Source organism: Pedococcus sp. P5_B7, from assembly GCF_054049895.1.
On the sequence record NZ_JBFULM010000002.1, the window covers coordinates 577,488 to 603,027 of the forward strand.

At 70.5% G+C, this 25,540-nt stretch carries 23 protein-coding genes; 4 read left to right on the forward strand and 19 right to left on the reverse strand.

What is annotated here, in order from left to right; all coding sequences use genetic code 11:
• Positions 1-42 precede the first annotated feature (42 nt).
• The 3 genes from ACXJKD_RS05590 to ACXJKD_RS05600 all read right to left on the reverse strand — a co-directional run bounded on the left by ACXJKD_RS05590 (position 43) and on the right by ACXJKD_RS05600 (position 2,755).
• The gene (locus tag ACXJKD_RS05590) at positions 43-342 is read right to left on the reverse strand and encodes a hypothetical protein (RefSeq protein WP_457253467.1); all 300 of its coding nucleotides are present in this window, start codon (positions 340-342) and stop codon (positions 43-45) included.
• 122 nt (positions 343-464) lie between these two features.
• Positions 465-2,243 carry a 3-hydroxyacyl-CoA dehydrogenase family protein gene (locus ACXJKD_RS05595; protein ID WP_457253469.1) on the reverse strand — a complete coding sequence of 593 codons (1,779 nt, stop codon included), beginning with the start codon at positions 2,241-2,243 and terminating at the stop codon, positions 465-467.
• Positions 2,244-2,350: 107 nt separating this feature from the next.
• Entirely contained in the window at positions 2,351-2,755 is a 405-nt protein-coding gene (locus tag ACXJKD_RS05600; RefSeq protein WP_457253470.1) for a hypothetical protein, read from the reverse strand.
• An 80-nt stretch (positions 2,756-2,835) separates the two neighbouring features.
• Between ACXJKD_RS05600 and nucS the strand changes: the two genes are divergently transcribed.
• Positions 2,836-3,531 carry an endonuclease NucS gene (nucS, locus tag ACXJKD_RS05605; RefSeq protein ID WP_457253472.1) on the forward strand — a complete coding sequence of 232 codons (696 nt, stop codon included), beginning with the start codon at positions 2,836-2,838 and terminating at the stop codon, positions 3,529-3,531.
• Positions 3,532-3,581: 50 nt separating this feature from the next.
• Here the strand turns inward: nucS and ACXJKD_RS05610 are convergent, their stop codons facing one another.
• From ACXJKD_RS05610 to ACXJKD_RS05645, 8 genes are read right to left on the reverse strand one after another with little or no spacing between them, the layout of a single operon-like run.
• Positions 3,582-4,205 (reverse strand): histidine phosphatase family protein, encoded by a 624-nt coding sequence (locus ACXJKD_RS05610; RefSeq protein WP_457253474.1) that lies wholly within the window; start codon positions 4,203-4,205, stop codon positions 3,582-3,584.
• 51 nt (positions 4,206-4,256) lie between these two features.
• Positions 4,257-5,090, reverse strand: coding sequence for a class II fructose-bisphosphate aldolase (locus tag ACXJKD_RS05615; protein WP_457253476.1), 834 nt, complete (start codon positions 5,088-5,090; stop codon positions 4,257-4,259).
• A gap of 1 nt (position 5,091) precedes the next feature.
• Positions 5,092-6,015, reverse strand: coding sequence for a 1-phosphofructokinase family hexose kinase (locus tag ACXJKD_RS05620; protein ID WP_457253478.1), 924 nt, complete (start codon positions 6,013-6,015; stop codon positions 5,092-5,094).
• Positions 6,012-6,929 (reverse strand): ROK family protein, encoded by a 918-nt coding sequence (locus ACXJKD_RS05625; RefSeq protein WP_457253480.1) that lies wholly within the window; start codon positions 6,927-6,929, stop codon positions 6,012-6,014. Before ACXJKD_RS05625 ends, ACXJKD_RS05620 begins: the two co-directional genes overlap by 4 nt.
• Before the next feature lie 2 nt (positions 6,930-6,931).
• Complete coding sequence (locus ACXJKD_RS05630) at positions 6,932-7,744, reverse strand: DeoR/GlpR family DNA-binding transcription regulator (protein ID WP_457253482.1); 813 nt, start codon at positions 7,742-7,744, stop codon at positions 6,932-6,934.
• Complete coding sequence (locus tag ACXJKD_RS05635; RefSeq protein WP_457253484.1) at positions 7,741-8,619, reverse strand: carbohydrate ABC transporter permease; 879 nt, start codon at positions 8,617-8,619, stop codon at positions 7,741-7,743. Before ACXJKD_RS05635 ends, ACXJKD_RS05630 begins: the two co-directional genes overlap by 4 nt.
• Positions 8,616-9,617 (reverse strand): carbohydrate ABC transporter permease, encoded by a 1,002-nt coding sequence (locus ACXJKD_RS05640; RefSeq protein ID WP_457253486.1) that lies wholly within the window; start codon positions 9,615-9,617, stop codon positions 8,616-8,618. The genes ACXJKD_RS05635 and ACXJKD_RS05640 overlap by 4 nt, the downstream gene beginning before the upstream one ends.
• Positions 9,618-9,619: 2 nt before the next feature.
• Positions 9,620-10,888, reverse strand: a complete 1,269-nt coding sequence (locus ACXJKD_RS05645) for an extracellular solute-binding protein (protein ID WP_457253488.1) — start codon at positions 10,886-10,888, stop codon at positions 9,620-9,622.
• A gap of 276 nt (positions 10,889-11,164) precedes the next feature.
• Here ACXJKD_RS05645 and ACXJKD_RS05650 point away from each other — a divergent pair, with 276 nt between their 5' ends.
• The gene (locus ACXJKD_RS05650; protein ID WP_457253489.1) at positions 11,165-12,076 is read left to right on the forward strand and encodes an SIS domain-containing protein; all 912 of its coding nucleotides are present in this window, start codon (positions 11,165-11,167) and stop codon (positions 12,074-12,076) included.
• The gene (locus ACXJKD_RS05655; RefSeq protein WP_457253491.1) at positions 12,073-13,275 is read left to right on the forward strand and encodes an N-acetylglucosamine-6-phosphate deacetylase; all 1,203 of its coding nucleotides are present in this window, start codon (positions 12,073-12,075) and stop codon (positions 13,273-13,275) included. Before ACXJKD_RS05650 ends, ACXJKD_RS05655 begins: the two co-directional genes overlap by 4 nt.
• Before the next feature lie 172 nt (positions 13,276-13,447).
• On the opposite strand, the gene ACXJKD_RS05660 is transcribed toward ACXJKD_RS05655, so the two are convergent.
• The 4 genes from ACXJKD_RS05660 to murA all read right to left on the reverse strand — a co-directional run bounded on the left by ACXJKD_RS05660 (position 13,448) and on the right by murA (position 21,431).
• Entirely contained in the window at positions 13,448-17,182 is a 3,735-nt protein-coding gene (locus tag ACXJKD_RS05660; RefSeq protein WP_457254162.1) for a S8 family serine peptidase, read from the reverse strand.
• A gap of 287 nt (positions 17,183-17,469) precedes the next feature.
• The gene (locus tag ACXJKD_RS05665; RefSeq protein WP_457254163.1) at positions 17,470-19,464 is read right to left on the reverse strand and encodes a protein meaA; all 1,995 of its coding nucleotides are present in this window, start codon (positions 19,462-19,464) and stop codon (positions 17,470-17,472) included.
• Positions 19,465-19,653: 189 nt separating this feature from the next.
• Positions 19,654-20,019, reverse strand: coding sequence for an STAS domain-containing protein (locus tag ACXJKD_RS05670; RefSeq protein ID WP_457253493.1), 366 nt, complete (start codon positions 20,017-20,019; stop codon positions 19,654-19,656).
• Positions 20,020-20,147: 128 nt separating this feature from the next.
• On the reverse strand, positions 20,148-21,431 hold the full coding sequence (murA, locus tag ACXJKD_RS05675; protein WP_457253494.1) for a UDP-N-acetylglucosamine 1-carboxyvinyltransferase: 1,284 nt from the start codon (positions 21,429-21,431) through the stop codon (positions 20,148-20,150).
• 117 nt (positions 21,432-21,548) lie between these two features.
• Here murA and ACXJKD_RS05680 point away from each other — a divergent pair, with 117 nt between their 5' ends.
• Complete coding sequence (locus ACXJKD_RS05680) at positions 21,549-22,178, forward strand: cob(I)yrinic acid a,c-diamide adenosyltransferase (protein ID WP_457253495.1); 630 nt, start codon at positions 21,549-21,551, stop codon at positions 22,176-22,178.
• On the opposite strand, the gene ACXJKD_RS05685 is transcribed toward ACXJKD_RS05680, so the two are convergent.
• The 4 genes from ACXJKD_RS05685 to ACXJKD_RS05700 form a co-directional block, all read right to left on the reverse strand.
• Positions 22,179-22,607 carry a DUF2550 family protein gene (locus ACXJKD_RS05685; RefSeq protein WP_457253497.1) on the reverse strand — a complete coding sequence of 143 codons (429 nt, stop codon included), beginning with the start codon at positions 22,605-22,607 and terminating at the stop codon, positions 22,179-22,181.
• A gap of 59 nt (positions 22,608-22,666) precedes the next feature.
• Entirely contained in the window at positions 22,667-22,936 is a 270-nt protein-coding gene (locus ACXJKD_RS05690; RefSeq protein WP_457253498.1) for a F0F1 ATP synthase subunit epsilon, read from the reverse strand.
• Between the two features lie 126 nt (positions 22,937-23,062).
• Positions 23,063-24,520, reverse strand: coding sequence for a F0F1 ATP synthase subunit beta (atpD, locus tag ACXJKD_RS05695; RefSeq protein ID WP_457253499.1), 1,458 nt, complete (start codon positions 24,518-24,520; stop codon positions 23,063-23,065).
• An 18-nt stretch (positions 24,521-24,538) separates the two neighbouring features.
• Positions 24,539-25,438: a F0F1 ATP synthase subunit gamma gene (locus ACXJKD_RS05700; RefSeq protein WP_457253501.1), complete on the reverse strand. Its 900-nt coding sequence runs from the start codon at positions 25,436-25,438 to the stop codon at positions 24,539-24,541.
• Between the last annotated feature and the right edge of the window lie 102 nt (positions 25,439-25,540).

Sequence of the window (25,540 nt, forward strand, 5' to 3'; positions counted from 1 at the left end):
ATGCCGCGCGGCTGGCATCCCTGGCGCGTCAGGGACAGAGAGTCAGCGGGTGGCGCCACGGGTGTGGCGGCGGTCGCGCGCCTCCCAGCAGGGGGTGTGCCAGTGCCGTCGGTCGTCGAGCCCACCCATGCCCTCGGCCGGCCACGCGACCACGTGGGGCGTGCCCATCGGGATGTTCTGCTGGCACCCGGGGCACAGGTACGCCCGGGTCGCCCCGCTGCCGGTGACGCGGCGCACGAACCACTCGCCACCGGCATACATCTCCCGACGCGCGGTCCCCCCGACCGCTCGGTCGAGGTTCAGCGGGGCGTCGTCACGGCGACGCCGGTTGGCGCGGGGCATGGGACCGAGTCTTCCAGAGGAGGCTGCATCTCCCGCAGGGCAGTCGGCGCGGACGTTACCCCGCCGACGCCCCGATCGGGACGTCGGCGGTATGCCGCGCGGGCGGCATACCCATCGCTGGCTCAGGCGTAGGTGCGGAAGCCGCGCCCGGTCTTGCGACCGAGGTAGCCGGCCGTGACCATGTGCTCGAGCAGCGGCGCGGGGGCGAACCCGGGCTCGCGGAACTCGAGGTAGAGCTCGCGCTGGATCGCCAGGGACACGTCGTTGCCCACCACGTCGAGCAGCTCGAACGGCCCCATCGGCAGGCCACAGCCGGTCTTCATGGCCGTGTCGATCGCGTCGGCGGTGGCGTAGTTGGCGCTGAGCATCTTCACGGCGTCGTTGAGGTAGGGGAACAGCAGCGCATTGACGATGAAGCCCGAACGGTCACCACACGTCACGGCGTGCTTTCCGACGGTGGCACAGACGTCCTGGATGGTGGCCACGACGTCGGCGGCGGTCGAGACCGTGTGGACGACCTCGACCAGCTTCATGACCTGGGCCGGGTTGAAGAAGTGCATCCCGATGACGTCCTCGGGCCGCGTCGTGGCGGCAGCGCAGTCGACCACGGGCAGCGACGAGGTGGTCGTGGCCAGGATCGCGCCGGGCTTGCAGATCTCGTCGAGGTTCTCGAAGAGCGCCTTCTTGACCGCCAGGTCCTCGACGACCGCCTCGACCACGAGGTCGACGGTGGCCAGGGCGTCCAGCGAGGTGGTGCCCGTCAGGTGCGAGAGGGCCTCCGCACGGGCCGACTCGTCGAGCTTGCCGCGCTGGACCGCCTTCTCGAGGGACTTGGTGATCGCCGCGGTGACGGCGTCGACCTTGGCCTGGCTGCGGGTCACGTAGGTGACGTCGTAGCCGGCCTTGGCGAAGACCTCGATGATGCCGGTCGCCATGGTGCCGGAGCCCACGACGCCGACCGTGCGCACCTCGCGCAGCGCGGCTCCCGTGTCACCTGCGGGGCGCGGCGTCAGGGAGTCGTCGACGACCTGGCTGCTGCCCGGCTCGGCGTAGGTGTAGAACCCGCGCCCGCTCTTGCGACCCTTGAGGCCGGCGCTGACCATCTGCTTGATGACCGGGCTCGGGGCGTGCAGGCGGTCGCGGCCCTGCTTGTACATCGTGTCGAGGATCTCGTAGGCGGTGTCGAGACCGATGAGGTCCATCAGCGCCAGCGGGCCCATCGGGTAGCCGCAGCCGAGCTTCATGGCCGCGTCGATGTCCTCGCGGCTGGCGTAGCGCGACTCGAACATCGAGACGGCGTGGTTGAGGTAGCCGAACAGCAGGGCGTTGGCGATGAAGCCGGCCTTGTCGCCGACGATGACCGGCTGCTTGCCGAGCCGCAGGGCGAGTGCCTTGACGTCCTCGAAGACCTCGTCCTCGGTGACGACGGTGCGGATGACCTCGACGAACTGCAGGACCGGCGCCGGGTTGAAGAAGTGCATGCCGACGACCCGCTTGGGGTTGCCGGTGGCGACCGCGATCTCCGTGACCGACAGCGACGAGGTGTTGGTCGCGAGGATGGCGTCGGGGCCGACGATCGCGTCGAGCTTGCCGAAGACGTCCTTCTTGAGGTCGAGGTGCTCGGGCACCGCCTCCACCACCAGCTGGCACTCGGCCAGCTCGTCGAGGCTCGAGGTGAACAGCACCCGTGCGTGCAGTGCCGCCTGGTCCTCCTCGCTCAGCTTGCCGCGGCTGACGGCGCGGCCGGTGGAGTGCTCGAGCACCCCTCGACCCTTCTCGACCGCCGCCTCGTCGACCTCGACGGCGACGACATCGATCCCGTTGCGGGCGAACACCTCGACGATGCCGGCACCCATGGTGCCGAGACCGATCACTCCGACCTTGCTGAACTCACGAGCCATGCGGCGAGTCTGGCAGAGCAGGTATGCCGGGTGGACCCCCGGGCAGCGTGACGGTCACCACCCCTGCGGCCGGCGGGCGACCTCGGAGGACCCACCAGCCCGCGAACTCACCACTCGTGGCCGGCGCCGATCAGGGCGGACTCCATGTGGAAGCGCTGCTCGCGGGACAGGCCGCGGATCGCCAGGGGCACGGGGATGTCGACGGCCCGGCAGTAGTCGCGCAGCGCGTGGTCGTAGGCCAGCCTCGCCGCCATGAGCCGTTCGGCCTTGCGGGGCTGGTCACCCGCCTCGACGCGGCGGATGTGGGCGGCCAACCGGCTCAGCTCCATGGCCAGGAGGATGGGCGGGATGGGTTCCGGCACCGGGCGCCGCAGATCACGCCGTGCCTGGTACCTCGTGACGGCTGGCTGCATGACCCTGGGTGGCCGGCCCGTCGTGAGCCAACGCACCCCGCTCACGAGGGTGCCCATCACGAGGACGAGACCGGCGACGTTGCCCAGGACGTTCGGCATACCAGCTCACCTCTGTGCTCCGAGTGTGCGCCACGGACCCCGCACGACGCAACGGTTCGGTGCCCGTAGAGTGACCCCTCGTGCGGCTGGTCATAGCGAAGTGTTCGGTGGACTACGAGGGCCGCCTGACGGCCCACCTCCCCCTGGCGACGAGGTTGCTCCTCGTCAAGGCGGACGGGTCGGTGCTCGTCCACAGTGACGGCGGGTCCTACAAGCCGCTCAACTGGATGTCCCCTCCGTGCGCGATGGCCGAGGCGTCTCCCGAGGAGCACGAGACCGCGGACGGCGTCACGGCCGTCTGGCTGGTGCAGCACGCCAAGTCGGAGGACCGGCTCCGGGTGCTCATCCACGAGGTGCTGCACGACTCGTCGCACGAGCTCGGGGTCGACCCGGGACTGGTCAAGGACGGGGTCGAGGCCCACCTCCAGAAGCTCCTGGCCGAGCACATCCACACCCTCGGCGACGGCTGGAGCCTCGTGCGTCGCGAGTACATGACGGCGATCGGGCCGGTCGACATCCTGTGCCGCGACGCCTCCGGTGCCTCGGTCGCCGTCGAGATCAAGCGACGGGGTGACATCGACGGTGTCGAGCAGCTCACCCGCTACCTCGAGCTGATGAACCGCGACCCGCACCTGTCTCCCGTGATCGGGGTCTTCGCCGCGCAGGAGATCAAGCCGCAGGCCCGCACGCTCGCGACCGACCGGGGCATCCGCTGCGTGACGCTGGACTACGACGCGCTCAAGGGCATCGACAACAGCGAGCACCGGCTGTTCTAGTGGCAGTGCCGGCGCTTACTCAACATTTGCATGGGTGAGCGCCGCGCGGGTCAGACCACGGTGCGGTCGGTCGAGCCGGGCCAGGTCCGCACGTCGAAGCCGTCACCGTCGACTGCCACCTCCGCCACCCCGCAGTTCGGCAGGAACTTGGCCGTCGCGAGGTCGCCGCGGAGGGTGCTGGAGAGCCGTGGCAGGGCGAACGACATGACGCCGCCGTGTGAGAAGACCAGGACGGTCTCGCCCCGGAACTGGTCGGCGATCGAGAGCAGCGCCTCCCGGTAGCGGGCGAGGACCTCCTCCCCCGTCACCCCCCGGGGGATCCTCCTGCGCAGGTCTCCGTGCACCCACGCGTGGAAGATCGACTGCAGCTCGGGGTCGTCATGCGGCCGGCCGGCCAGGGCGCCGACCGAGAACTCCTCGAGCCCCTCGACCGCCCGCGAGTCGACACCGAGGATCTCGGCTGCAACGGCGCCCGACTGGACGGCGCGCGCCAGGATGCTGGTGCGGACCGCGGCCACCCTGCAGCCGGCGAGGGACTCGGCCAGGGCGGTGGTCTGCTCGATCCCCTTGGGCGACAGCCACCCTCCCTCGTCCGACAGGACTGAGGGGTGTCCGTACTCCGCGTCACCATGGCGGGCGACGAGGAGCGTGGCGGCACACTGCAGGTCACTCATGCGTCGAGGGTATGCCGCGCAAGCCCGTCCCTGCCGTGCGGCTGAGACGGGTCAGCGCAGCGCGACCAGCAACAGCAGGCGGGCCGCCTCGGCGCGCACGGCAGCGCGCGCCGGCCCGAGGTACTTGCGGGTGTCGACCAGGGCGTCGTCGGCCGCCAGCCGCTCACGCACGGCTGCGGTGAAGACGGCGTTCAGGTGCGTCGCGATGTTGATCTTGGTCATCCCCGCGCGGACCGCCGCCTCGATCCCGTCGTCAGGCACCCCCGACGAGCCGTGCAGGACCAGCGGAACGGGCACCTGCGCCGCGATCGCCGCGATCAGGTCGAGGTCGAGGACCGCGGTGCGGTGGGTCATCGCGTGCGAGGACCCGACGGCCACCGCGAGCGCGTCCACGCCGGTGTCGCGGGCGAACTGGGCCGCCTCGTCCGGTCGCGTCCGGACTCCCGGCGCGTGCACGCCGTCCTTGCCCCCGATCTCGCCGAGCTCTGCCTCGACGCTCACGCCCGCGGCGTGGCAGCGGTCGACGATCGCCCGCGTGACGGCACGGTTCTCGCTGTCCTCGAGGGTCGAGCCGTCGAACATCACCGACGTGAAGCCCAGACCGAGCGCCTCCTCGACCAGGTCGGTGCTCACCGCGTGGTCGAGGTGGAGCACCACGGGGACGGTGGCCGCCTCGGCCAGCACGCGGGCTGCCGCCGCGAGGGGGGCCAGGGCCCCGTGGAAACGCACGGTGTTCTCACTGACCTGCAGGACGACGGGCAGGCCCACGTCCTCGGCCGCCCCGACCAGGGCCTGCGCATGCTCGAGGTGGATGACGTTGAAGGCCGCCACCCCACGCCCCTGCGCCCGCGCCCCTGCGAGCACTCCTGCCAGGTCAGCCAGCACCTCAGTCCCTCCAGATCGTCACGTCGGGCCCCAGACGGGCGATGTCCTCGGCCGACACGACCCCCGCGACCGGCTGCAGCACCGCAGCCGCAGACCAGGCCACGGCGTTGCGCAGCAGCCGCTCGGGCGGCTCCCCTGACAGCAGGCCCGCGGCGACCGCGGCCACGGCGGCGTCGCCGGCGCCGGTGGGGTTGCCGCGCAGCGAGTGGCCGAGTGCCGCCCGCTGCGCCGGACCCTGCGCCGGGACCCAGACCATGCCGTCCGGCCCCAGCGAGACCAGCACGTCGCGGGCCCCGCGGTCCTGGAGCAGCCGCGCACCCGCGACCGGGTCGTGACTCCCCGTCACCTCGGCGAGCTCGTCACGGTTTGGCTTGACCACGTCGGGACCAGCGGCGACCCCACCGAGCAGCGCGTCGCCGGAGGCGTCGAGGACCACCCGGCAGCCGGCGGCGTGACCGGCCTCCACGAGCTGGACGTACCCGTCGGGCGGAAAGCCCGGTGGAACGCTGCCGGAGGCGACCAGCACCGCGGCACGGTGCTCGACGAGCACCCGACCGGTGTGCGCGACGACCGAGTCCCACTGGCCCGGCGGGCACGGCGAACCGGGCTCGTTGAAGGCGGTCGCGTCCCCGTCGGCCCGCGAGACGACGGTGACCGTGCGCCGGGTCTCGACGGCGCTGGTCAGGCACGAGTGCCGTATGCCGCGTGCGTCGAGGTCCGCGAGCAGCCGTTCGCCGGCGGCTCCCCCGACCAGCGCCACCGCCAGCACGGGCTGTCCCTGGCTGGTGAGGACCGACGAGACGTTCAGCCCCTTGCCGCCCGCCACCTCGCGGACCTCGAGCACGCGGTGGCTGCGGTGGACCGTGAGGCGCTCGACGGCATACGTGACGTCGAGGGCCGGGTTGGGCGTGACGGTGACGATCACGTCCGGTCCCAGGCCAGGCAGGAGGCGCCCAGGCATCCCGCGCGGTCACCGAGCGCGGCCTGGACGATGGTGGGGGGCCGCTGGAACGTGAGGGCCGACTCGACCGCACTGCGCAGCGGGCCCAGCAGCACCTCACCGCTGCGGCTCAGTCCGCCCCCCACGACAACTCGCTCGACCCCGGTCAGCGTGACCGTCGCGACGACCGCCCGGGCCAGCGCGTCGACGGCGCCCTGCCAGACGCTGGTGGCCGGCAGGTCTCCGCCGGCCACGAGCTCCGCGATCGCCGCGGCGTCACGGCGGGTGCCGGTGGTGGCCGCGTAGGCCGACTCGACCGCTGCGGCCGAGGCCACGGCCTCGAGGCATCCCCGCGCTCCGCAGCCACAGAGTGGACCATCCGGCTCCACGACGAGGTGACCCAGCTCGCCGCTCCAGCCGTCGGCCGAGATGACTCGACCGTCGAGCAGCAGGGCGCCGGCCACGCCGGTGCCGATGGCGACGAAGACTGCGTTCGAGGCGTGCCGCGCCGCACCGAACCTGGCCTCGGCCACCAGCCCGGCACGCACGTCGTGGCCGAAGGCGACCGGGAGCGCGAGGATCCGCTCCAGCGGTTCGGCGACGGGCAGGTCGCGCCAGCCCAGGTTGGCCGACCAGCGCGCCAGGCCCCTGCGGTCGTCGACGATCCCCGGCACGACGAGTCCCACCGCGGCGACGGCGACCTCGTGACCGTCTCGGGTCGCGGCGTCCCGTAGCGCGCCCACCGTGTCGGCCGCGGCGTCCACCAGGGCGCCCTCCACGTCGAGGCGCTCGGGAGTGGGTCGAGTGAGGGCCACGACCTCGATTCCTTCGCGGGTCACCAAGGCGGACTTGATCCGCGTGCCACCGACATCGATCGCGGCCACGACGGGGCGATCCACCCTCAGACCACCTGCACCGTGACGCCCGCGGCCCGCAGGTCGGAGACGGCATCGTCGGGAGCGCTGGAATCGGTGACCAGCAACGAGATTCGCTCGGTCGGGCAGATCCGGGCAAAGGCCCGGCGGCCGACCTTGTCGCCCGTCGCGACGACGACGACCCGGTCCGCGCGCTGGACCATGAGCGAGTTGATGCCGGCTTCCCCCTCGTGCTGGCAGCTGGCCCCACCCGCGCTGGAGACCCCGTCGACCCCGAGGACGACCGTGTCGAGCCACAGCTCGCCCAGCACCATGGCGGCGAGCGGACCCGAGAGCTCGTAGGACTCCTGCCGGGCCACGCCCCCCAACGACACGCAACGGATGAAGGGTCGCAGCACCATCTCGGTGGCGATGTTGAGCGCGTTGGTCACGACGGTGACCGCGGGGCGCCTCGAGCTGGCCGCAAGGTCGGCTCGGGCCGCGAGCCGTCGCGCGGTCGCGCTGGTCGTCGTGCCCCCGTTGAAGCCCACCACGGTGCCCTCGGGCACGAGGTCGGCCGCATGGGCTGCGACCCGCTCCTTGGCCGAGTCGCTCCCGGCCAGCTTGTAGCGGGCCGGCAGCTCGTACGCCACGGCGCTGGCCACGACCCCGCCGTGGGTGCGGGTCACCAGCTGCTGGGCGGCGAGCTCGCCGAAGTCGCGCCGCACCGTGGCCTCGGAGACACCGAGCGCCTCCACGACCTGGGCCACGCTCAGCCGGCCGTGCTCGGCGAGGAGGCCGAGCAGGGCACCCCAGCGGGCGCCGCGATCCATGCCGCCGCGCACCTCGAGCTCGCTCACTTGACCGCCCCCGACGTGAGCCCGCCGACGAGGTGCTTCTCGATGAGCGCGAACAACACCACGACCGGCACGATCGCGACGACGGACGCGGCGAACAGCTGGTCCCAGTTCTGCTCATAGCCGGTGACGTAGGAGTTGATGCCGACGGTCAGGGGCTTCTTGTCGTCACTGAGCATCAGGGTCAGCGCGACGACGTACTCGTTCCACGCCGCGATGAACGTGAAGATCGTCGCCGTGACCAGGCCCGGCAGCGTCAGTGGCAGCATGACCCGCCACAGCCGACCGAGCCGACCTGCGCCGTCGAGCTCGGCGGCCTCCTCGATCTCGCGCGGGATCGAGGCGAAGAAGCCGTGCAGGATCCAGATCGCGAAGGCGAGGTTGAAGGCGGCGTTGGTGAGGATCAGCGCCTGGTAGGTGTCGACCAGGGTGAGGGCGTAGAACTCGCGGTAGATGCCCACGACCAGCGAGGTCGGGGCGAACATCTGGGTCACGAGCACGAGGAACAGGAACGCCATCCGGCCGCGGAACCGGAACCGTGCGGTGAAGTAGGCCGCCGGGATCGCCACCACCACGACGATGACGGTCGAGGACAGCGAGATCACCAGCGAGCTCTTGAGCCAGGCGAGGAACCGTTCGTCACCGAGCACCTCGGAGAACGTCGTCCACTTCCACTGCTCCGGGAGCAGCGACGGCGGCGTCTTCACCACGTCGCTGCTCGGGCGGAACGCGTCGAGCAGCATCACGAGGTAGGGCCACAGGAAGGCGAAGGCGACGACCAGGCCGATGATCGGCATGGCCCACGGCCGGATGCCCCGCCACCCACCCGGTCGCGGACGACGGACGGCCCCCGGTGCCGTGGTCGTGGTGCTGCTCATGACTCCTCCTCGCGCCAGCTGGACACCCGGAGGTAGACGAGCACCGCAACCAGGATCAGGCACACGTTGAACAACCCGGCTGCGGCGGACTGGCCCACGTCCTTCTCGGCGCTCTTGAACGCGAGCTTGTACATGAAGGTGATCGTCGTGTCGTGACCGAAACCGGGGTTGGACTCGTTGAGCGTGTAGATGATCGGGAAGCTGTTGAACACGTAGATCATGTTGAGGACGGTCGCGACGAGGATCGCCGGTCGCAGCAGCGGCAGGGTGATCTGCCGCCAGGTCTGCCAGGCCGAGGCACCGTCGATGCGCGCCGCCTCGTAGACGTCACCGGGGATCGCGTTGAGCCCGGCGACGAAGACGTAGGCGGTGAACGGGATCGAGACGAACACGCCTACTGCGATCATCGACGGCATGATCAGTCGGTCGCTGCCGATGAAGTCGATCGGGGTGTCGATGACGTTCAGCTTGAGGAGGACGGCGTTGAGGGTGCCGTAGTAGTAGCTGTAGATGAGGCTGAACAGCCGGGCGGTGATCACGAGGGACGCGGCCCAGGGCACGATCACGGCCCACCTCACGATGCGTCGTCCCCAGAACTCCTTGGTGAGGAACTGCGCGACACCCAGGCTGATGAGGATCGTCAGCGCCACGACGGCGACGACCCACACGATCGTGTTGGTCAGCACCGTCGCGAGGCTGTCGTTGGCGAGGACGTTGCGGAAGTTGTCGAGGCCCGCGTCTCCCTTGCGCAGACCCGTGATCGAGTAGCGCGAGAGGGAGGCACGGACCAGCTCGACTGCCGGCCACACGACGACCCCGAGGATGAGCGCGAGGGCGGGCGCGAGCCACAGCAGGGCGATCCACCCGGACACGCCGGAGGTATGCCGTCGCCGCGCCGGGCGGCGACGGCCACCGGCGGCCGGCGACGAGGGGGCGGCCGGGGCGAGCGCGGCCGGATCCCCGGCCGCACCCGCCCCTGCACCGATGGGCTGGGTCACGCTCAGCCGCCGGCCTCGGCGGACTGCTGCAGCTTGTCCAGCACCGCCTTCGGGTCACCGGTCATGGCCGTGCCGAGGTTCTGCTGCACGGCGAGCTTGACCTTGTCCCACGTCGGGTCGTCGGTCGGCGTGAGGTGCGCGTTCGGCAGCGTGTCGAGGTAGGTCTTGAGCTTGGGGTCGCTCGAGAACTCCTGGATCCCCGACTTGGTCACCGGCAGGAAGCCCTCGGCCTTGATGAACTGGTTGACCTGGTCCTTCTGGTAGTAGAGGTCGTAGAACGCCTTGACCGCGTCCTGGTTCCCCTTCTTCTTGAAGGCCATGAGGTAGTCGGTCACACCGAAGGTCTGGGGCGTGCCGCCGTCGGCCTTGGTCGGCATCGGGACGACGCCGTAGTCGACCTTGGCGTCCTTGTCGAGCGTCGCCGCGAGGGGCGAGAACCCGACGACCATGCCGACCTTGCCCGAGGCGAACAGGTCGAACGCGTCCTGGCGGTTGGTCTTGCCGGGGTTGTTCTGGGTGAGCTTCTTGGTGGCCAGGCCCTTGAGGAAGGTCAGGGTCTCGACGTTCTCAGGGCTGTTGACGGTCCACTTGCCGTCCTTCTTCCAGTCACCGCCGTTGTTGAACGCCCAGATCGAGAACTCCCCCTGCGCCTCCTCGGGGCCAAGTGGCAGGCCGTACCCGATGGCACCGTTGCCGAGGTCGGAGACCTTCTTGGCGTCGGCCTCGAACTCGGCCCACGTCTTCGGCGGCTCGGCGATGCCGGCCTGCTTGAACAGCGCCTTGTTGTAGAACATCGCGCGGGCCGAGGAGAGATCCGGCATGCCGTACATCTTGCCTTCGTAGGTGCCCGACTTGACGAACGCGTCGAGCAGGTCGGACTTGACCGAGTCGGACAGCACGTCGTCGGAGCTGTAGAGCAGGTCGTCCTTGGCATAGCTCGCGTAGGCGTTGAGGTTGAGGATGTCCGGCGGGTTGTTGTTCTGGACCATGGTGGAGCTCTGCTGGTCGATGTCGTCCCAGCTGACGATCTGCACCTGGAGGGTGTTGCCCGTCTTGGTCTTGTAGGCCTGGGCGAACTGGTCCCAGAAGGCCTTCGTGTGGTCCTTGGAGTACTCGGCCGCGACCAGCTTGATGGTCGTCGCCTTGCCCCCGGATCCGCCGCCGTCGGCGGTTCCGGCTCCCTGGCCGCCACCGCAGGCCGCCAACCCGAGGGCGGCTGCCGCAGTCCCTGCGACCAACGCCGCTCCCCGGAGGTGTCGTCTGGTGCTCACGTGTCTACCTCGATCTCTGTCGGTTCTCGTGTCGACCAAGGCCCGTTGCCGTGATCGTTTTGTAGCGGTTGCCGCGCGCTTCGCTCACATCTGCGAGGCTCGACAGCCACAGTGGCCCCGCGATCCCTGCTCGTCAAGGGTTTCGGGGCGACTTTCTCCGGTGGTCAGGATGACTAAACGGGCGAAACAGGGATCAAACACCACTGGTCTTGACTGATCGAATCTGATGGTTAAGGATTCGCATCAGTCTTATTCACTCAACCGAGGAGTCGCACCGTGGTTGACCACCCCGCTGCCCACCTGGCCGCCGAGATCGCCACCCAACCGGACAACTGGCGAGCCGTGCTCGCCCGCGTGGAGGAGGCGCTGGCCGTCCTGCCGCCCCGCGGCGCGCGGGTGGCGGTGACCGGCTGTGGCACGTCCTACTACATGGCGCAGGTCTACGCCGCGCTGCGGGAGACCTCCGGCGCCGGACCCACCGACGCGTTTGCGGCCAGCGAGTTCCCGCTCGGGCGCGGCTACGACCACGTCGTGGTCATCTCGCGCTCGGGCACGACGACCGAGGTCATCGACCTGCTCGAGCAGCTGCGAGGGCAGCCCGGCGGCCCGACCACGACGGCGATCGTCGCCACGGCCGGCACCGCCATCCCCGACCTGGCCACGCACGCGTTCCTGCTCAGCGAGGTCGACGAGTCCTCCGTCGTGCAGACCCGCTTCGCCACGACGACCCTCGCGCTCCTGCGGGCCACGCTCGGCGAGGACCTCAGCGCCGCGATCGCCGACGCCGAGGCAGTGCTCGCCGAGGACGGGTCCACCGCCCTGGACGGCGTCGGCGATGCCGAGCAGATCACCTTCGTCGGCCGCGGGTGGACCGTCGGGCTGGCCCATGAGGCCGCCCTCAAGCTCCGCGAGTCAGCACAGTTCTGGACCGAGTCCTACCCCGCGATGGAGTATCGACACGGCCCGATCAGCATCGCGACGACCGGGCGGGCGACCTGGGCCTTCGGCGAGGTCCCTGCCGGGCTGGACGAGGACGTCCGGGCGACCGGCGCACACTTCGAGCACCGCGCCATCGACCCGCTCGCCGACCTGGTGCGCCTGCACCGGCTCTGCCTGGCCAAGGCCGAGCAGGCGGGCGTGGACCCGGATCGACCTCGACACCTGTCCCGGTCCATCATCCTCACGTGACCTCTTCCGCCACCGACACCGGACGCCTGCTCCTGACCGGGCGAGTCGTCACGCCCGACGGTGTCATCGGCGACGGTGCCGTGGCGGTCACCGATGGCTCCATCGCGTATGCCGGTGAGCGCGGCTCGCTGCCCTCCGACTGGGCCGAGGTGGCCGAGCCGGCCGGCTGGCAGGCCGGCCTGACCCTGCTGCCCGGGCTCGTGGACATCCACTGCCACGGAGGCAACGGGGGCGAGTTCGGTCCCGATGCTGCGAGCGCGCACCGGGCGGCCCGGCACCACCACCAGCAGGGCTCCACGACGATCGTGGGTTCCCTCGTGTCCGCGCCGGCGGCCACCTTGGTCGAGGGTGCCCGGACGCTCGGTGACCTCGTGCGCGCCGGCGAGCTGGCCGGCATACACCTCGAAGGGCCGTTCCTGTCGACCGTGCGGTGTGGTGCGCAGAACCCTGCCGCGCTGGTCGACGCCGACGTCGCACTCGTCGAAACCCTCGGTGACGCCGCGGGCGAGGGAGCGTTCGCGCAGATGACCTGGGCCCCGGAACGCACCGGCGGCGACCAGGTGCCCGCGGCCCTCGCCGCGGTCGGTGCCGTGGGTGCGGTGGGCCACACGGATGCCGACTACGACACCGCCGCCCGCGCCCTCGACGCGGTGGCCGACCGCGGGGTGCGCGGCGGCCTTCCCCTCACGACGCACCTCTTCAACGGTATGCCGCCGCTGCTCTCGCGCGCCCCCGGCGCCGTGGGTGCCGCGATCGCGGCCGCTGCCCGCGGCCGTGCGGTCGTCGAGGTGATCGCCGACGGCGTGCACCTCGACGGCGGCACCGTGCGGATGCTCTTCGACACCGTGGGACCCGAACACATCGCCCTGGTCAGCGACGCGATGTCCGCGAGCGGCCTACCCGACGGGGCCTACACCCTGGGTGGGCTCGACGTGACGGTCAGCGCTCGGGCCGCCCGGCTGACCAGCAACGGCAGTCTCGCCGGCGGGGTGAGCACGCTGCTCGATGAGGTGCGCTGGCTGGTCCGCGACCTGGGCATCCCCCTGTCCGACGCGGTGGCGGCGGCGTCAGCCACACCGGCCCGGGCGCTCGCCCTCACGGGGTCGGGGAGCCTCGCGCCGGGTCAGCACGCCGACCTGTTGGTGGTCGACTCCCAGCTCGTCCTCCACCGGGTCCTGCGTCGCGGCACCTGGCTCTGATCCGACCCCCTCCCCCGACTTCTGGCCAACGGTCCCGCACGAAGGGGCCTTACGGCGGTGCCGGTGGGGCATGGCTGGCCAGAAGTGGGAGAGGAGACGCCTCTACTGCCGGGACGACCCTGGGCCCCTGCCGGTTGGCAGGGGCCCAGGGGTCAGGCGGGGTGGTTCCGGGTCAGCGCACGACCACCGAGAGGGCGCCAGACGTCGCGGGGCTGTAGATCCCCGAGCCGTTGTAGGTCGCCGTCAGGCGGTGCGTGCCACGGGCCAGGACGGGCGCCCTGAAGGTCGCCTTGCCCGAGTAGACCTTGGCCGTGCCGAGCACCCGTGAGCCGTCGCGGAACGTGACCGTTCCCGTGGCGGCCGACGGGGTGACCAGCGACGTCAGGGTCGGGCGGTAGCCGTACCGGTAGTCACGGTCGTTGGAGCTGAGCGAGGCCTTGGTCGCCAGCTTGACCGGCACGACCTGCGCCCGAGCACCGTTGGCGTTCAGGTGGTGGATGAGCAGCAGCCCCTGCGGCTTGTCCGACGCGAACGACGCGTCGGCGCGACGGACCGTGAGCTTCCTACCGGGGAGGTCGGTGTTGAGCAGCGTGCCGAAGTCGCCGTAGGCGGCCAGCGCGGGCGAAGCCACGCTGAGCGTCAACGGAGCGGCCTGCGAGCCCATCGTGTCGACCAGACCGGCCTCCGCGGTGGAGGACTCGACCCAGTACTTGATCTTCGGCGCCGACCCCGCGAGGAGGCCCGCAGCCTTCAGCGCACCGACCGAGACCGGGAGGGCCAGGGAGTCGCTGTTGAAGGCGTTGGTGTCGAAGGAGCCGTCGACGCCGTTGAGCAGCTGGTCATCGATGACCGAGTACTGGTCGTCACCGGGGCGAAGGTCGACCAGCTCCGAGAGGAAGTAGTCGTAGTCGTCCGTGGTGACGAACCGGGTGTTGTAGACCACCGAGTCGGGCCCCGGGTTCGTGGCGTCCGTCTCGAGGAAGACGTCGAACTCGGTGTACGAGGCGGGAGTGCGCCACGGCCCGAAGCTGCTGACCCCGAAGCTGATGAACCGGGGGTCGGGCTTGGTCGGGTCGAGGGTTGCCGGGTTGAACAGCGGCCAGTCCGAAGCGGTGCCGACGAAGCGCAGGTCGGCGGAACGGTCGTCGGCGAACGCGATGCACTTGACCACCAAGGTGGACGAGCAGCTCGGGATCTTCGCGCTGGTGCCCTGCAGCTGGAACGCGGACACCGACGACTCGTAGCCGGTGGAGCCAGTGCCCTGCTGGACGCCCGTGCCCGACAGCGCGAGCGAGCCGGTCTTGACCGCCCCACCCGAGACGGTGGCCGTAGCGGCCGCCTTCATCGCCGAGGCCGGACGCGGAGCAGACCACACCGGCACCCGGAGCTTCGAGCCCGGGGTGGTGCCGGCCGGCGTCAGGACCATGCGGCCACTGGCGTCAGCGCGGTGGTTCTGGTTGATCTCCAGTCCGAGCGGGTCGATCGGCGTGGTCGGGTCGGTGACCGCCCGCAGCGCCGAACGCGTGATGGTGGCCGTGACCTTGACGTCAGCCGACCCGCCAGCCGCGAGGCTGATCTGGGTGGGGCTGAAGGAGTACGTCACACCCGGGGTCGGGTGGGCCGCCTGGTAGCCGATCGTGTAGGACGACGTCCCGGTCGGGCGCTTGTTGACGACCTTGACCGTCTTGGTCAGGGTCGTGGTCGCTGCCGTGACGGCCACCGGCCCGAACGAGACGCTGACCGCACCGGGGGTGTCCTTGACGTAGGCCAGCGTGGTCGTGTCGACGGCCGCGTCGGCCTTGACGCGACCCGAGCCGACCCGCTCCGGGCCGTAGACGGCACCGGTGTGGTTCGCACCCACGAAGACGTCCTGGGTCGCCGTGTTCATGATGGCGGCCTTGACCTCCTCGGAGGTCCAGTTCGGGTGGGCACCACGGACGAGGGCGGCTTCGCCGGCCACGTGCGGGGAGGCCATCGAGGTGCCGCTCTCGGCGATACCCTCGCTGCCCGTGCCGACGGCAACCGAGAAGGTGGTCACACCCGGGGCCGCGACGTCAGGCTTGACGTTGTTGGCGATGCCGACACCCCGCGAGGAGAAGCCGGCGACCTGGTCGATCGCACCGGGGTTGACGACGGTCACGCTGTTGCGCAGTGCGTTCGTCATCGTGACCTTCACCGGGACGCTGCTGTCCAGCTTGGCCTTGATGGCCACGGTCGCCTGGTTGACGGTCAGCATCGCGGGGATGTCCGCGTCACCGGTCACACCGGCCGAGAACGAGTTCACGTCGCTGCCGTAGATGACCCCGAGGGCTCCGGCGTCCTGGGCGAGCTGGGCGCGAGCGGCAGAGCCACAGCGACGACCCGTGCCGTCGAACCACTTGGTCATGACGATCTTGCCGGCCACCTTGGCCGCGTCGCCCACCGACAGGGTCGAGCAGGCGTCGGTGTTGTTGGTCGGGCTGGCTGCCTGGCTCCAGTCGCCGATGGTGACGACGTCGGTGTTGGTCACGCCGGGCTTGGTCGCCCAGTCGTAGGCCACCGACTTCAGCGCCGCGAAGACGTCGTCCTGGTTCTTGTCGACGGTGTTGGCCGGCTCGATGCCGATGGGGCTGTCGACCTGGAGGCCGTCCACGACCGAGTCACGGTCGTCGGAGGCGGCCACGGCCAGCACGCGGGTGGCGTTGCCGGGGGCGCCACCGACCTCGTAGACGTCGCCGCTGTTGCCCATGGAGGCGACGACGACGGTGCCGAGGGCAGCGAGGTTGTTGGAGGCCACGGAGTCCGGGTCGTCCGGGGAGCCGTAGCTGGAGCCCAGCGACATGTTGACCACGTCGAGGCGGTCGGACAGGTTGCCGTCACCGTTGGGGTCGGCGGCCCAGTCGAGTGCCTGGCCGACGACGCTGGTGTCACCTTCGCAGCCGAACACCTTCAGGGCGTAGAGCTTGGCGCCCGGTGCGACACCGGGGCCGATGGCCATGGTGGCAGGGTCGATGGTCACGTCGTAGCCACCGGTGTAGGTGGCACCGGCCTTGGTGACACCAAGACCCGCGGTGGTGCCGGCGACGTGGGAGCCGTGGCCCTCGCAGTCGAGCGGGTTCGGGTCAGGCACGGGCTGCGTGATGCCCTCGCCGGGGTTGTACGCGTCACCCGCGAAGTCGTAGCCACCGACCACCTTGGCGGTGGGGGTGAAGGTGTTGGAGGCCTTGGCGGTGTCGTATGCCGCGGTCGTGCCGGGACCGCCGAAGTCGGCGTGGGTGTAGTCGATGCCCGTGTCGATCACGCCGACCCGGACGCCCTGGCCGGTCTCGCCCTTGGCCTTCCAGACCGCGGGAGCGCCGATGAGCGGCACCGAGGAGGAGTTCGACGGGGACTTCGGCGTGATGCGGTGGACCGCCTTGACGCCGGGAAGGGCTGCGAGTGCCTGCAGCTTGCTCGCGTCGGTGCGGACCGCGACACCCGAGTAGAGGGCGTGCGCGCGGTAGAGCGTGTGCGCCTTGGTCGCGGAGGCGCCGAAACGAGCCTCGACCGCCGCCTGGGCGCGCTTGATCGTGGCCGTCTGGTTGCGTGCTGCGAGCGTCGCTGCCGAGCCGCCGCGGGCGCCGGCCCGGGTGTAGGCAGTCGAGGCGGGAACGGCGTCGAGCTCGATCATCACGTCAACGGCGCCCTTGGCGCCCTTGAGCGAACGGTCGACCTTCTCCGCCTGCGAGCGCTGGGTGCCCAGCCGGAAGGATCCACCACCCGTCAGTCCCTCGGGGACGGTGAACGCCTTGCCGCGGTGCTTGACCGGGCTCGGCGTGGTGCTCGCGATGGCGGGCGCTGCACTCACAGCAGCTGCCGCCACGATCGACAGGGCGCTGACTCCGACGACGGCTGTGTAGCCGCGACGACGCCTTCCCCGAGATTCCATCGACACGAGGTCTCCTTCGCACGTGGCCGCACAACCACTCGCCTCAGGGATCGCCCGAGGCTCGCGGAGGAAACGCTCCCCCACCGGTTCACCACGCCGAGGTGAAGGTAAGCCATCGCGAGCGGCGACGAACAGGGAATTGCCGAGACCCGAACCAGAAATTTGCCTAGGTTTCCGGTGGTTGCCACCGAAATGGCTCACCTGCGCCCGACCGGGGGATTTCCACGCCGCTCCGGCGGGGGCGCGGGAGAGCCGGCGTGGCCCCGGTGGCCGGGGTCCCTGCGGTGTCAGTCCAACCCGCGCGAGACCCTGATGATCGAGACGAACCGGCCCATGATGTCGTTGAGCCCGAAGTCCTTCGGGGTGAAGACCGCGGCCACGCCACGCTCACGCAGCGCGCGGGCGTCCGTGTCCGGGATGATTCCGCCGACGATCACGGGGACGTCGCCGGCACCGGCGTCGCGTAGCCCCGCGAGGATCTCCGGCACCAGCTCCATGTGGGAGCCGGACAGGATGGAGATCCCCACGAGGTGGACGTCCTCCGCCACCGCCGCCGCCACGATCTGCTCCGGGGTCAGCCGGATCCCCTGGTAGACGACCTCGAAGCCGGCGTCGCGAGCCCGGACAGCGACCTGCTCGGCGCCGTTGCTGTGCCCGTCGAGACCCGGCTTGGCCACCAGCACGCGCAACCGCTCCCCTAGCTCTTCCTCCGTGCGGCGGACGTCTGCCCGCACGGCCTTGAGCTCGTCGCTCCCCCCGCTGGAGACGCCGACCGACCCGGAGACGCCGGTCGGCGCGCGGAACTCGCCGAACTCCTCGCGCAGCGCCTGGGCCCACTCTCCCGTCGTGACCCCTGATCGGGCGGCCTCGAGCGAGGCCGCCATGAGGTTGGTGCCGCTGCGGGCGTCCGCAGTCAGCGCGGCGAGCGCCGCGGCTGCGCGCTCGCGCCCCTCGGGGTCGGCGTCCCGACGCTCGCGCCACTCGCGCACCGCGGCGGTGGCCTTGGCCTCGACGTCGTGGTCGACGGTCTGGATGGCGGCATCCAGGTCGGCGGTGAGCGGGTTGGGCTCGGTGGTCTCGAACCGGTTCACCCCGACGACGACGTCCTCGCCGGCCTCGATCCGCTGGCGGCGCAACGAGTGTGAGGCCACGAGCRCAGACTTCATGTAGCCGCTCTCCACCGCGGGCACGGCACCGCCCATCTCCTGCACCCGGGCGATCTCTTCCTGCGCGCCGGCGACGAGCTCGGCGACCTTGGCCTCCACGACCTTCGACCCGGTGAACAGGTCGTCGTACTCGAGCAGGTCGGACTCGAAGGCGAGCACCTGCTGCATCCGCAGCGACCACTGCTGGTCCCACGGACGCGGGAGACCGAGCGCCTCGTTCCACGCGGGCAGCTGGACGGCGCGGGCGCGGGCGTCCTTGGACAGCGTCACCGCGAGCATCTCGAGGACGATGCGCTGCACGTTGTTCTCCGGCTGGGCCTCGGTGAGCCCGAGCGAGTTGACCTGCACGCCGTACCGGAACCGGCGCTGCTTGGCGTCGGTGACGCCGTAGCGCTCACGGGTCAGGTCGTCCCACAGCTGGACGAAGGCGCGCATCTTGCACATCTCCTCGACGAACCGCACTCCCGCGTTGACGAAGAACGAGATGCGGGCGACCACCTCGCCGAACCGCTCGGGTGGCACCTGCCCGGAGTCGCGGACGGCGTCGAGGACGGCGATCGCCGTGCAGATCGAGTAGGCGATCTCCTGCACGGGCGTGGCCCCGGCCTCCTGCAGGTGGTAGCTGCAGATGTTGGTGGGGTTCCACTTCGGGATGTCCGAGACGGTGTAGGCCACCATGTCGGTGATCAACCGCAGCGACGGGCCGGGGGCAAAGACGTAGGTCCCGCGCGACAGGTACTCCTTGATGATGTCGTTCTGGGTCGTCCCGGCCAACGCGCGGACGGCCTCGGCGGGGTCCGCCCCGGTCGCGGCCGCCTGCTCCTCGGCGACGACCTGGTACATCGCCAGCAACCACATGGCGGTGGCGTTGATGGTCATCGAGGTGTTCATCTGGTCGAGCGGGATCTGGTCGAAGAGCGCACGCATGTCGCCGAGGTGCGAGATCGGCACCCCCACCTTGCCGACCTCGCCCCGGGCGAGCGGGTGGTCGGGGTCGTAGCCGGTCTGGGTCGGCAGGTCGAAGGCGACCGAGAGCCCGGTCTGCCCCTTGGCGAGGTTGCGGCGGTAGAGCTCGTTGCTGGCCGCGGCACTGGAGTGACCGGCATACGTGCGCATCACCCAGGGGCGGTCGCGCTCGGGGCGCGCGGGCGCGGCCGCCTCCGGGACACGGGCCGGGGCAGCGTCCACGACCGGCTCCGCGACGGGTCCCGCGTCAGCGGGCGTGGCGAGGTCGGGCGCCTGGACGTCGGTGTGCTCGGCCATAGGGCCGAAGGTACCTGCGCGGGGGGAGGGTCAGGCAGCCGTTCAGGCGGTGACAGCCGCCACAGTCGACGCCCCGACGTCCTCCCGGAGCACCAGCGCGCGGTCGAGGCGTGATGCACGCAACAGCCGCCCGGTGCGCTCGGTCATGTCGATGACGGCCAGCCGGCGCCCCGCGCGGCGGGCCCGGTTGTAGGCCTCGACGAGGACGCCGAGTCCGGTGGCGTCGCCGATCTCGGCCCCCGCGAGCCGCATGTGCACGTCACCGATGCCGGTGTCGATGATCTCGTGGAGGAGCAGTCGCACATCCGGGACGGTGTGCACGTCGATCCGGCCGATGATCGCGACCTCTTGCCCGGTGTGCGTGGCAAGCACTTCCACGGGCAGAGCCCCGATGGTGCTGATCGACATGCGAACCCCCTCGTCCGTGACAGACATTCACTCACAAGGACGCGAGCCATGGGGGTTTCGGTTGTCGCCGTCCAGATCAAGATCTGATAAAGGTCTGGGCAGCGTTCGGTGCCGGAGCGCCGTCCGGCTCAGAAGAACGGGGCGTCGTCGGGCTCGCGGGTGACGTCCGCGCCCAGCCCCTGCATGCTCTCGGCGAACCCTGCGTAGCCGCGGTCGATGTGCTGGGCGCCGCTGACGGTGGTGATCCCGTCGGCCACCAGCCCCGCGATCACCAGGGCTGCACCGGCCCGGATGTCACTCGCCTCGACCGGGGCGCCGGACAGCGTCTCGACCCCGTGGACCATCACGTGGTGGCCGTCGATCCGTGTCTCCGCCCCGAGCCGGTTCAGCTCCTGGACGGTGCGGAACCGTGCCTCGAAGAGGTTCTCGGTGATCATCGCCGAGCCGTCGGCGACCGCGTTGCAGGCCAGGGCGAACGGCTGGAGGTCGGTCGGGAAGCCCGGGTAGGGCAAGGTGGCCACGTCGAAGGCCTTGGGGCGGCGACCACCCGAGTCGACGCGGAAGCCCCGCTCGGTCGTCGTCACGGTGGCACCGCTGGCGCGCACCAGCTCGAGGGCGCTGGTGAGGTGCTCGGGGCGGGCACCGACCACCTCGACGTCGCCACGGGTTGCTGCGGCCGCGAACGCCCAGGTGCCTGCGGCGATCCGGTCGGGGACCACGGCGTGCTCGATGGGCGCCAGTCGGTCGACGCCCTCGATCTCCACCACCGACGAGCCCGCTCCGGTGATCCGCGCGCCCATCGAGATCAGCATCTCCGCGATGTCGACGATCTCTGGCTCGCGGGCGGCGTTCTCCAGCCGCGTGGCACCCCGGGCCAGCACGGCCGCGGTGAGGACGTTCTCGGTCGCGCCGACGCTCGGGAAGTCCAGCCGGATCTCGGCACCGTCGAGGCCCCTCGGCGCCTCGGCGACGAGGAACCCGTGGGTGACGTGCACCCGCGCCCCCAGGGCCTCCAGACCCGCCGCGTGCAGGTCGAGCCCCCGAGAGCCGATCGCGTCGCCACCGGGCACCGCCACGTCAGCGGCGCCGCACCGGGCGACGAGCGGGCCGAGCACCGCGGTGGACGCGCGCAGGGCCCGCACCAGGTCGTAGTCGGCCCGGTGGCCGATCTGCTCCGGCACGTCGATCTCCACGACCCCGCTCGGGGCGTCGTAGTCGACCGTGCAGCCGAGCCGTCGCAGCAGCTCGGCCATGATCGTCACGTCGAGGATGGCCGGCACGTTGGTCAGCCGGGTGCGCCCCACCGCGAGCAGGGCCGCCGCCATGAGCTTGAGGGCGCTGTTCTTGGCGCCCCACACGGCGACCTCACCGTGCAGCGCGGTCCCTCCGACGACTCGGAAACGTTCAGCCACCGCACCACCCTATCGAGGCGCGAGGGGCCCTCGACCCGGCCCTTGACCCGGCCCCTTGACCCGGCCCCTGACCCGGCCCCTGACCCGCCACTGAACCTCGCGGCATACCCTCGTGGCATGGTCAACCTCACGCGCATCTACACCCGCACGGGCGACGACGGCCAGACCCACCTCGGGGACATGAGCCGCACCAGCAAGACCGACGTCCGGCTGCTCGCCTACGCCGACGTCAACGAGGCCAACGCCGCGATCGGCGTGGCCCTGGCGGCGGGTGACCTGCCGGACGAGCTGCGGACCACCCTGCTGCGCGTGCAGAACGACCTCTTCGACGTCGGCGCAGACCTGTGCACGCCGCTGCAGGAGAGCTACGAGTACCCCCCGCTGCGGGTCGAGGCGGCCTGGATCGACGAGCTCGAGGCCGACTGCGACCGCTACCTGGAGCGGGTCGAGAAGCTGCGCTCCTTCATCCTCCCCGGGGGGACGGTCGGTTCGGCCTACCTGCACGTGGCCACGACCGTCGTGCGCCGGGCCGAGCGACAGGCCTGGTCGGCCATCGAGGCCTACGGCGACCAGCCCGGCTCGACCAAGGGTGCCGGTGGCGTCAACCTGCTCACCGCGAAGTACCTCAACCGGCTCTCGGACCTGCTGTTCGTGCTGGCCCGCGTGGCCAACCTGCCCATCGGTGGCGACGTCCTCTGGCAGCCCGGGGGCGGTCGCGCCGAAGGGCCGCCCGGCCGCAGCAGCTAGCTACGCGACGTTGACGTTGAAGCCGGGGGGCGAGCTCTCCAGCCAGCTGCGCATCGCCGTGTAGGCCGATGGCGCCAGGGCGAGCGAGAAGGTGTCGCTGCCGTAGTGGCAGTCGACGGTGACCGCCTCGGGGAGGCCGGCGATGGCCGCGGGTGGCAGCCCCGGCGGACCCAGCTCGAGGCGGGGCCGCTCCCAGGTGCGAGCCGGGCGCGGCGAGGGCCCGATCAGGGTGAACCACTCCAGCGCACTGCCCGAGAACCGCAGCAGCCCCAGGCGGTACTGGGACCGGCCGTGGGGCTGGAGCGCACACAGCATGAGCGGTGCTCCGGAGGCGAGCAGACGCCGCCGCACGAAGATGTAGGTCAGCGCCAGGACGGCAAGCAGGATGAGGGCGCCGGCGACGATCTCCGCGGAGACGACGGGCGACATGCTCACCCCTTCCGAAAGTGACCCTGAGTTGGTCGTGGGCCGCCGTGACCAGCCCGCGGCTAGGCCGTGAACTGCGAGGCGTCGACCGCCTCGGCGACGATGATCACCTTGTCGCGGTCGACGGACAGGAAACCGCTGTCGATGGTGGCGCTCTGCGAGCCCTCCCCCGACTTGATCCTGACCTCACCCTGGACGAGGACCCCGAGCAGCGGCGTGTGTCCGGGCAGGATGCCCAGCTCGCCGTCGACGGTGCGGGCGACGACCATGTCGGCCTCGCCCTCCCAGACCTTGCGGTCCGCTGCGACGAGTTCAACCTGCAGGGTGCTCACGGTGTCCTCCAGTGGTGCGGTGCTTGCAGTCTATCGGCCTGCAGGGTGGTGCCCTGCGGGCCAGTGGTATGCCGTGGGGCCAGCCGTGTCCGGCCGGCCCCACGGGTCACGCGGTGGTGGTCCTGCTCAGAGGTTCTTCTCGATCTCGGCGGCCTGGCGCTCGACGTCGTCGAGTCCACCGCACATGAAGAACGCCTGCTCGGGCACGTGGTCGTACTCGCCGTCGGCGATCTTGGTGAACGCCTCGATGCTGTCGACCAGCGGGACCGTCGAACCCTCGATGCCGGTGAACTGCTTGGCGACGTAGGTGTTCTGCGACAGGAAGCGCTGGATGCGACGGGCGCGGTTGACGAGGATCTTGTCCTCTTCGGAGAGCTCGTCGATGCCGAGGATGGCGATGATGTCCTGCAGCTCCTTGTTGCGCTGGAGGATCTGCTTGACGCGCACCGCGGTGTTGTAGTGGTCCTCGGCGATGTAGCGACGGTCGAGGATGCGCGAGGTCGACGTGAGCGGGTCCACGGCCGGGTAGATACCCAGCGAGGCGATCTCACGGGAGAGCTCGGTGGTCGCGTCGAGGTGCGCGAAGGTGGTGGCCGGGGCCGGGTCGGTGTAGTCGTCGGCCGGCACGTAGATCGCCTGCATCGAGGTGATCGAGTGACCACGCGTGGAGGTGATGCGCTCCTGGAGCACACCCATCTCGTCGGCGAGGGTGGGCTGGTAGCCCACGGCGGACGGCATGCGACCGAGGAGGGTGGAGACCTCGGAACCGGCCTGGGTGAAGCGGAAGATGTTGTCGATGAAGAGCAGCACGTCCTGCTTCTGCACGTCGCGGAAGTACTCCGCCATGGTCAGCGCGGAGAGCGCGACGCGAAGACGCGTGCCCGGCGGCTCGTCCATCTGGCCGAAGACCAGGGCGGTCTGGCCGAGGACTCCGGCCTCCTCCATCTCGACCATGAGGTCGTTGCCCTCACGGGTGCGCTCGCCGACACCGGCGAACACCGACACACCACCGTGGTCGCGGGCGACTCGGGCGATCATCTCCTGGATGAGGACCGTCTTGCCCACGCCGGCGCCGCCGAACAGGCCGATCTTGCCACCCTGGACGTAGGGGGTCAGCAGGTCGATGACCTTGATGCCGGTCTCGAACATCTGGGTCTTGGACTCCAGCTGGTCGAAGGCCGGGGCCTTGCGGTGGATGCCCCAGCGCTCCTTGACCTCGAACGTCTCGCCCTCGGCGAGGTTCATGACCTCACCGGTGGTGTTGAAGACCTTGCCGAGCGTGACATCGCCGACGGGGACCGAGATCGGGCCGCCGGTGTCCTGCACCTTGGTGCCACGGACGAGGCCGTCGGTGGGCTGGAGCGAGATGGCCCGGACCATGTTGTCGCCGATGTGCTGGGCGACCTCGAGGTTGATGTTCTTCTTCTCGCCCGCGAGCTCGACCTCGGTGGTCAGCAGGTTGTACTGCTCCGGCATCGCGTCCGCGGGGAACTCGACGTCGACGACCGGGCCGATGATGCGGGAGATGCGGCCGATGCCACCGGGGGTGGCGGCCTTGGTCTCTTCAGTGACAGTGGCAGTCATTGGTTTCTCTCTACCTTCTCAACTGGCGTCGGCGAGGGCGTCGGAGCCGCCCACGATCTCGCTGATCTCTTGGGTGATCTCGGCCTGGCGAGCCTGGTTGGCCAGCCGGGTGTACTTCTTGATGAGCTCTTCGGCGTTGTCCGTCGCCGACTTCATGGCCCGCTGGCGCGACGCCAGCTCGGACGCGGCGGCCTGGAGCAGGCAGTTGTAGATGCGCGCCGTCACGTACTTGGGCAGCAGCGCGTCGAGCACCTGCTCGGCACTCGGCTCGAACTCATAGAGCGGCAGGACGTCGTCCTCGGCCGGAGCCTCTTCGCCCTCGACGACCTCGAGCGGGAGCATGCGGATGACGTCAGGCTCCTGGTTCACCATGTTGACGAACCGCGTGAAGACGATGTGGACCTCGTCGACCCCACCCTCGGAGTAGTCCTGGTTGAACGCCGCGACGAGCGCCTCGCCGATCTCGCGGGCGACGTCGAAGGTCGGCTGGTCGGTGAACCCGGTCCACTCGTCCGCGTACTCGCGCTTGCGGAACTTGTAGAACCCCACTGCCTTGCGACCGACCAGGAACGGCACGACCTCCTTGCCGTCGGCGCGCAGGTCGCCGATGAGGCGCTCGCTCTCCTTGAGCACGGAGGAGCTGTAGGCCCCCGCGAGCCCACGGTCGGAGGTCACCACGAGGACCGCCGCGCGACGGACGTCGTCGTGCTCGGTGGTCAGCGGGTGGTCGACGTTGGAGAAGGTCGCGACGGCCGAGACCGCACGGGTCAGGGCGCGGGCGTAGGGCGAGGACTCCCGCACCCGTTGCTGCGCCTTGACCACGCGGGAGGCTGCGATGAGCTCCATCGCGCGCGTGATCTTCTTGGTCGCCTGGACGGACCGGATGCGCTGGCGGTAGACCCGCATCTGCGCTCCCATATGTTGCCGCCTCTCTCGTTCGTGTGTCGTCGGGTTCTGCGAGTTCGGTATGCCGGGTGGTCCCGGCACGTTCGCTGCGGTGCCGGGTGCCCACCGCGGTGG

Excerpts from the sequence above, each read along its gene's own strand:
- ACXJKD_RS05590 (WP_457253467.1), bottom strand. The coding sequence starts at position 342 with ATGCCCCGCGCCAACCGGCGTCGCCGTGACGACGCCCCGCTGAACCTC.
- ACXJKD_RS05595 (WP_457253469.1), bottom strand. The coding sequence starts at position 2,243 with ATGGCTCGTGAGTTCAGCAAGGTCGGAGTGATCGGTCTCGGCACCATG.
- ACXJKD_RS05600 (WP_457253470.1), bottom strand. The coding sequence starts at position 2,755 with ATGCCGAACGTCCTGGGCAACGTCGCCGGTCTCGTCCTCGTGATGGGC.
- ACXJKD_RS05610 (WP_457253474.1), bottom strand. The coding sequence starts at position 4,205 with ATGAGTGACCTGCAGTGTGCCGCCACGCTCCTCGTCGCCCGCCATGGT.
- ACXJKD_RS05635 (WP_457253484.1), bottom strand. The coding sequence starts at position 8,619 with ATGAGCAGCACCACGACCACGGCACCGGGGGCCGTCCGTCGTCCGCGA.
- ACXJKD_RS05660 (WP_457254162.1), bottom strand. The coding sequence starts at position 17,182 with ATGGAATCTCGGGGAAGGCGTCGTCGCGGCTACACAGCCGTCGTCGGA.
- ACXJKD_RS05670 (WP_457253493.1), bottom strand. The coding sequence starts at position 20,019 with ATGTCGATCAGCACCATCGGGGCTCTGCCCGTGGAAGTGCTTGCCACG.
- ACXJKD_RS05680 (WP_457253495.1), top strand. The coding sequence starts at position 21,549 with ATGGTCAACCTCACGCGCATCTACACCCGCACGGGCGACGACGGCCAG.
- ACXJKD_RS05685 (WP_457253497.1), bottom strand. The coding sequence starts at position 22,607 with ATGTCGCCCGTCGTCTCCGCGGAGATCGTCGCCGGCGCCCTCATCCTG.
- atpD (WP_457253499.1), bottom strand. The coding sequence starts at position 24,520 with ATGACTGCCACTGTCACTGAAGAGACCAAGGCCGCCACCCCCGGTGGC.
- ACXJKD_RS05700 (WP_457253501.1), bottom strand. The coding sequence starts at position 25,438 with ATGGGAGCGCAGATGCGGGTCTACCGCCAGCGCATCCGGTCCGTCCAG.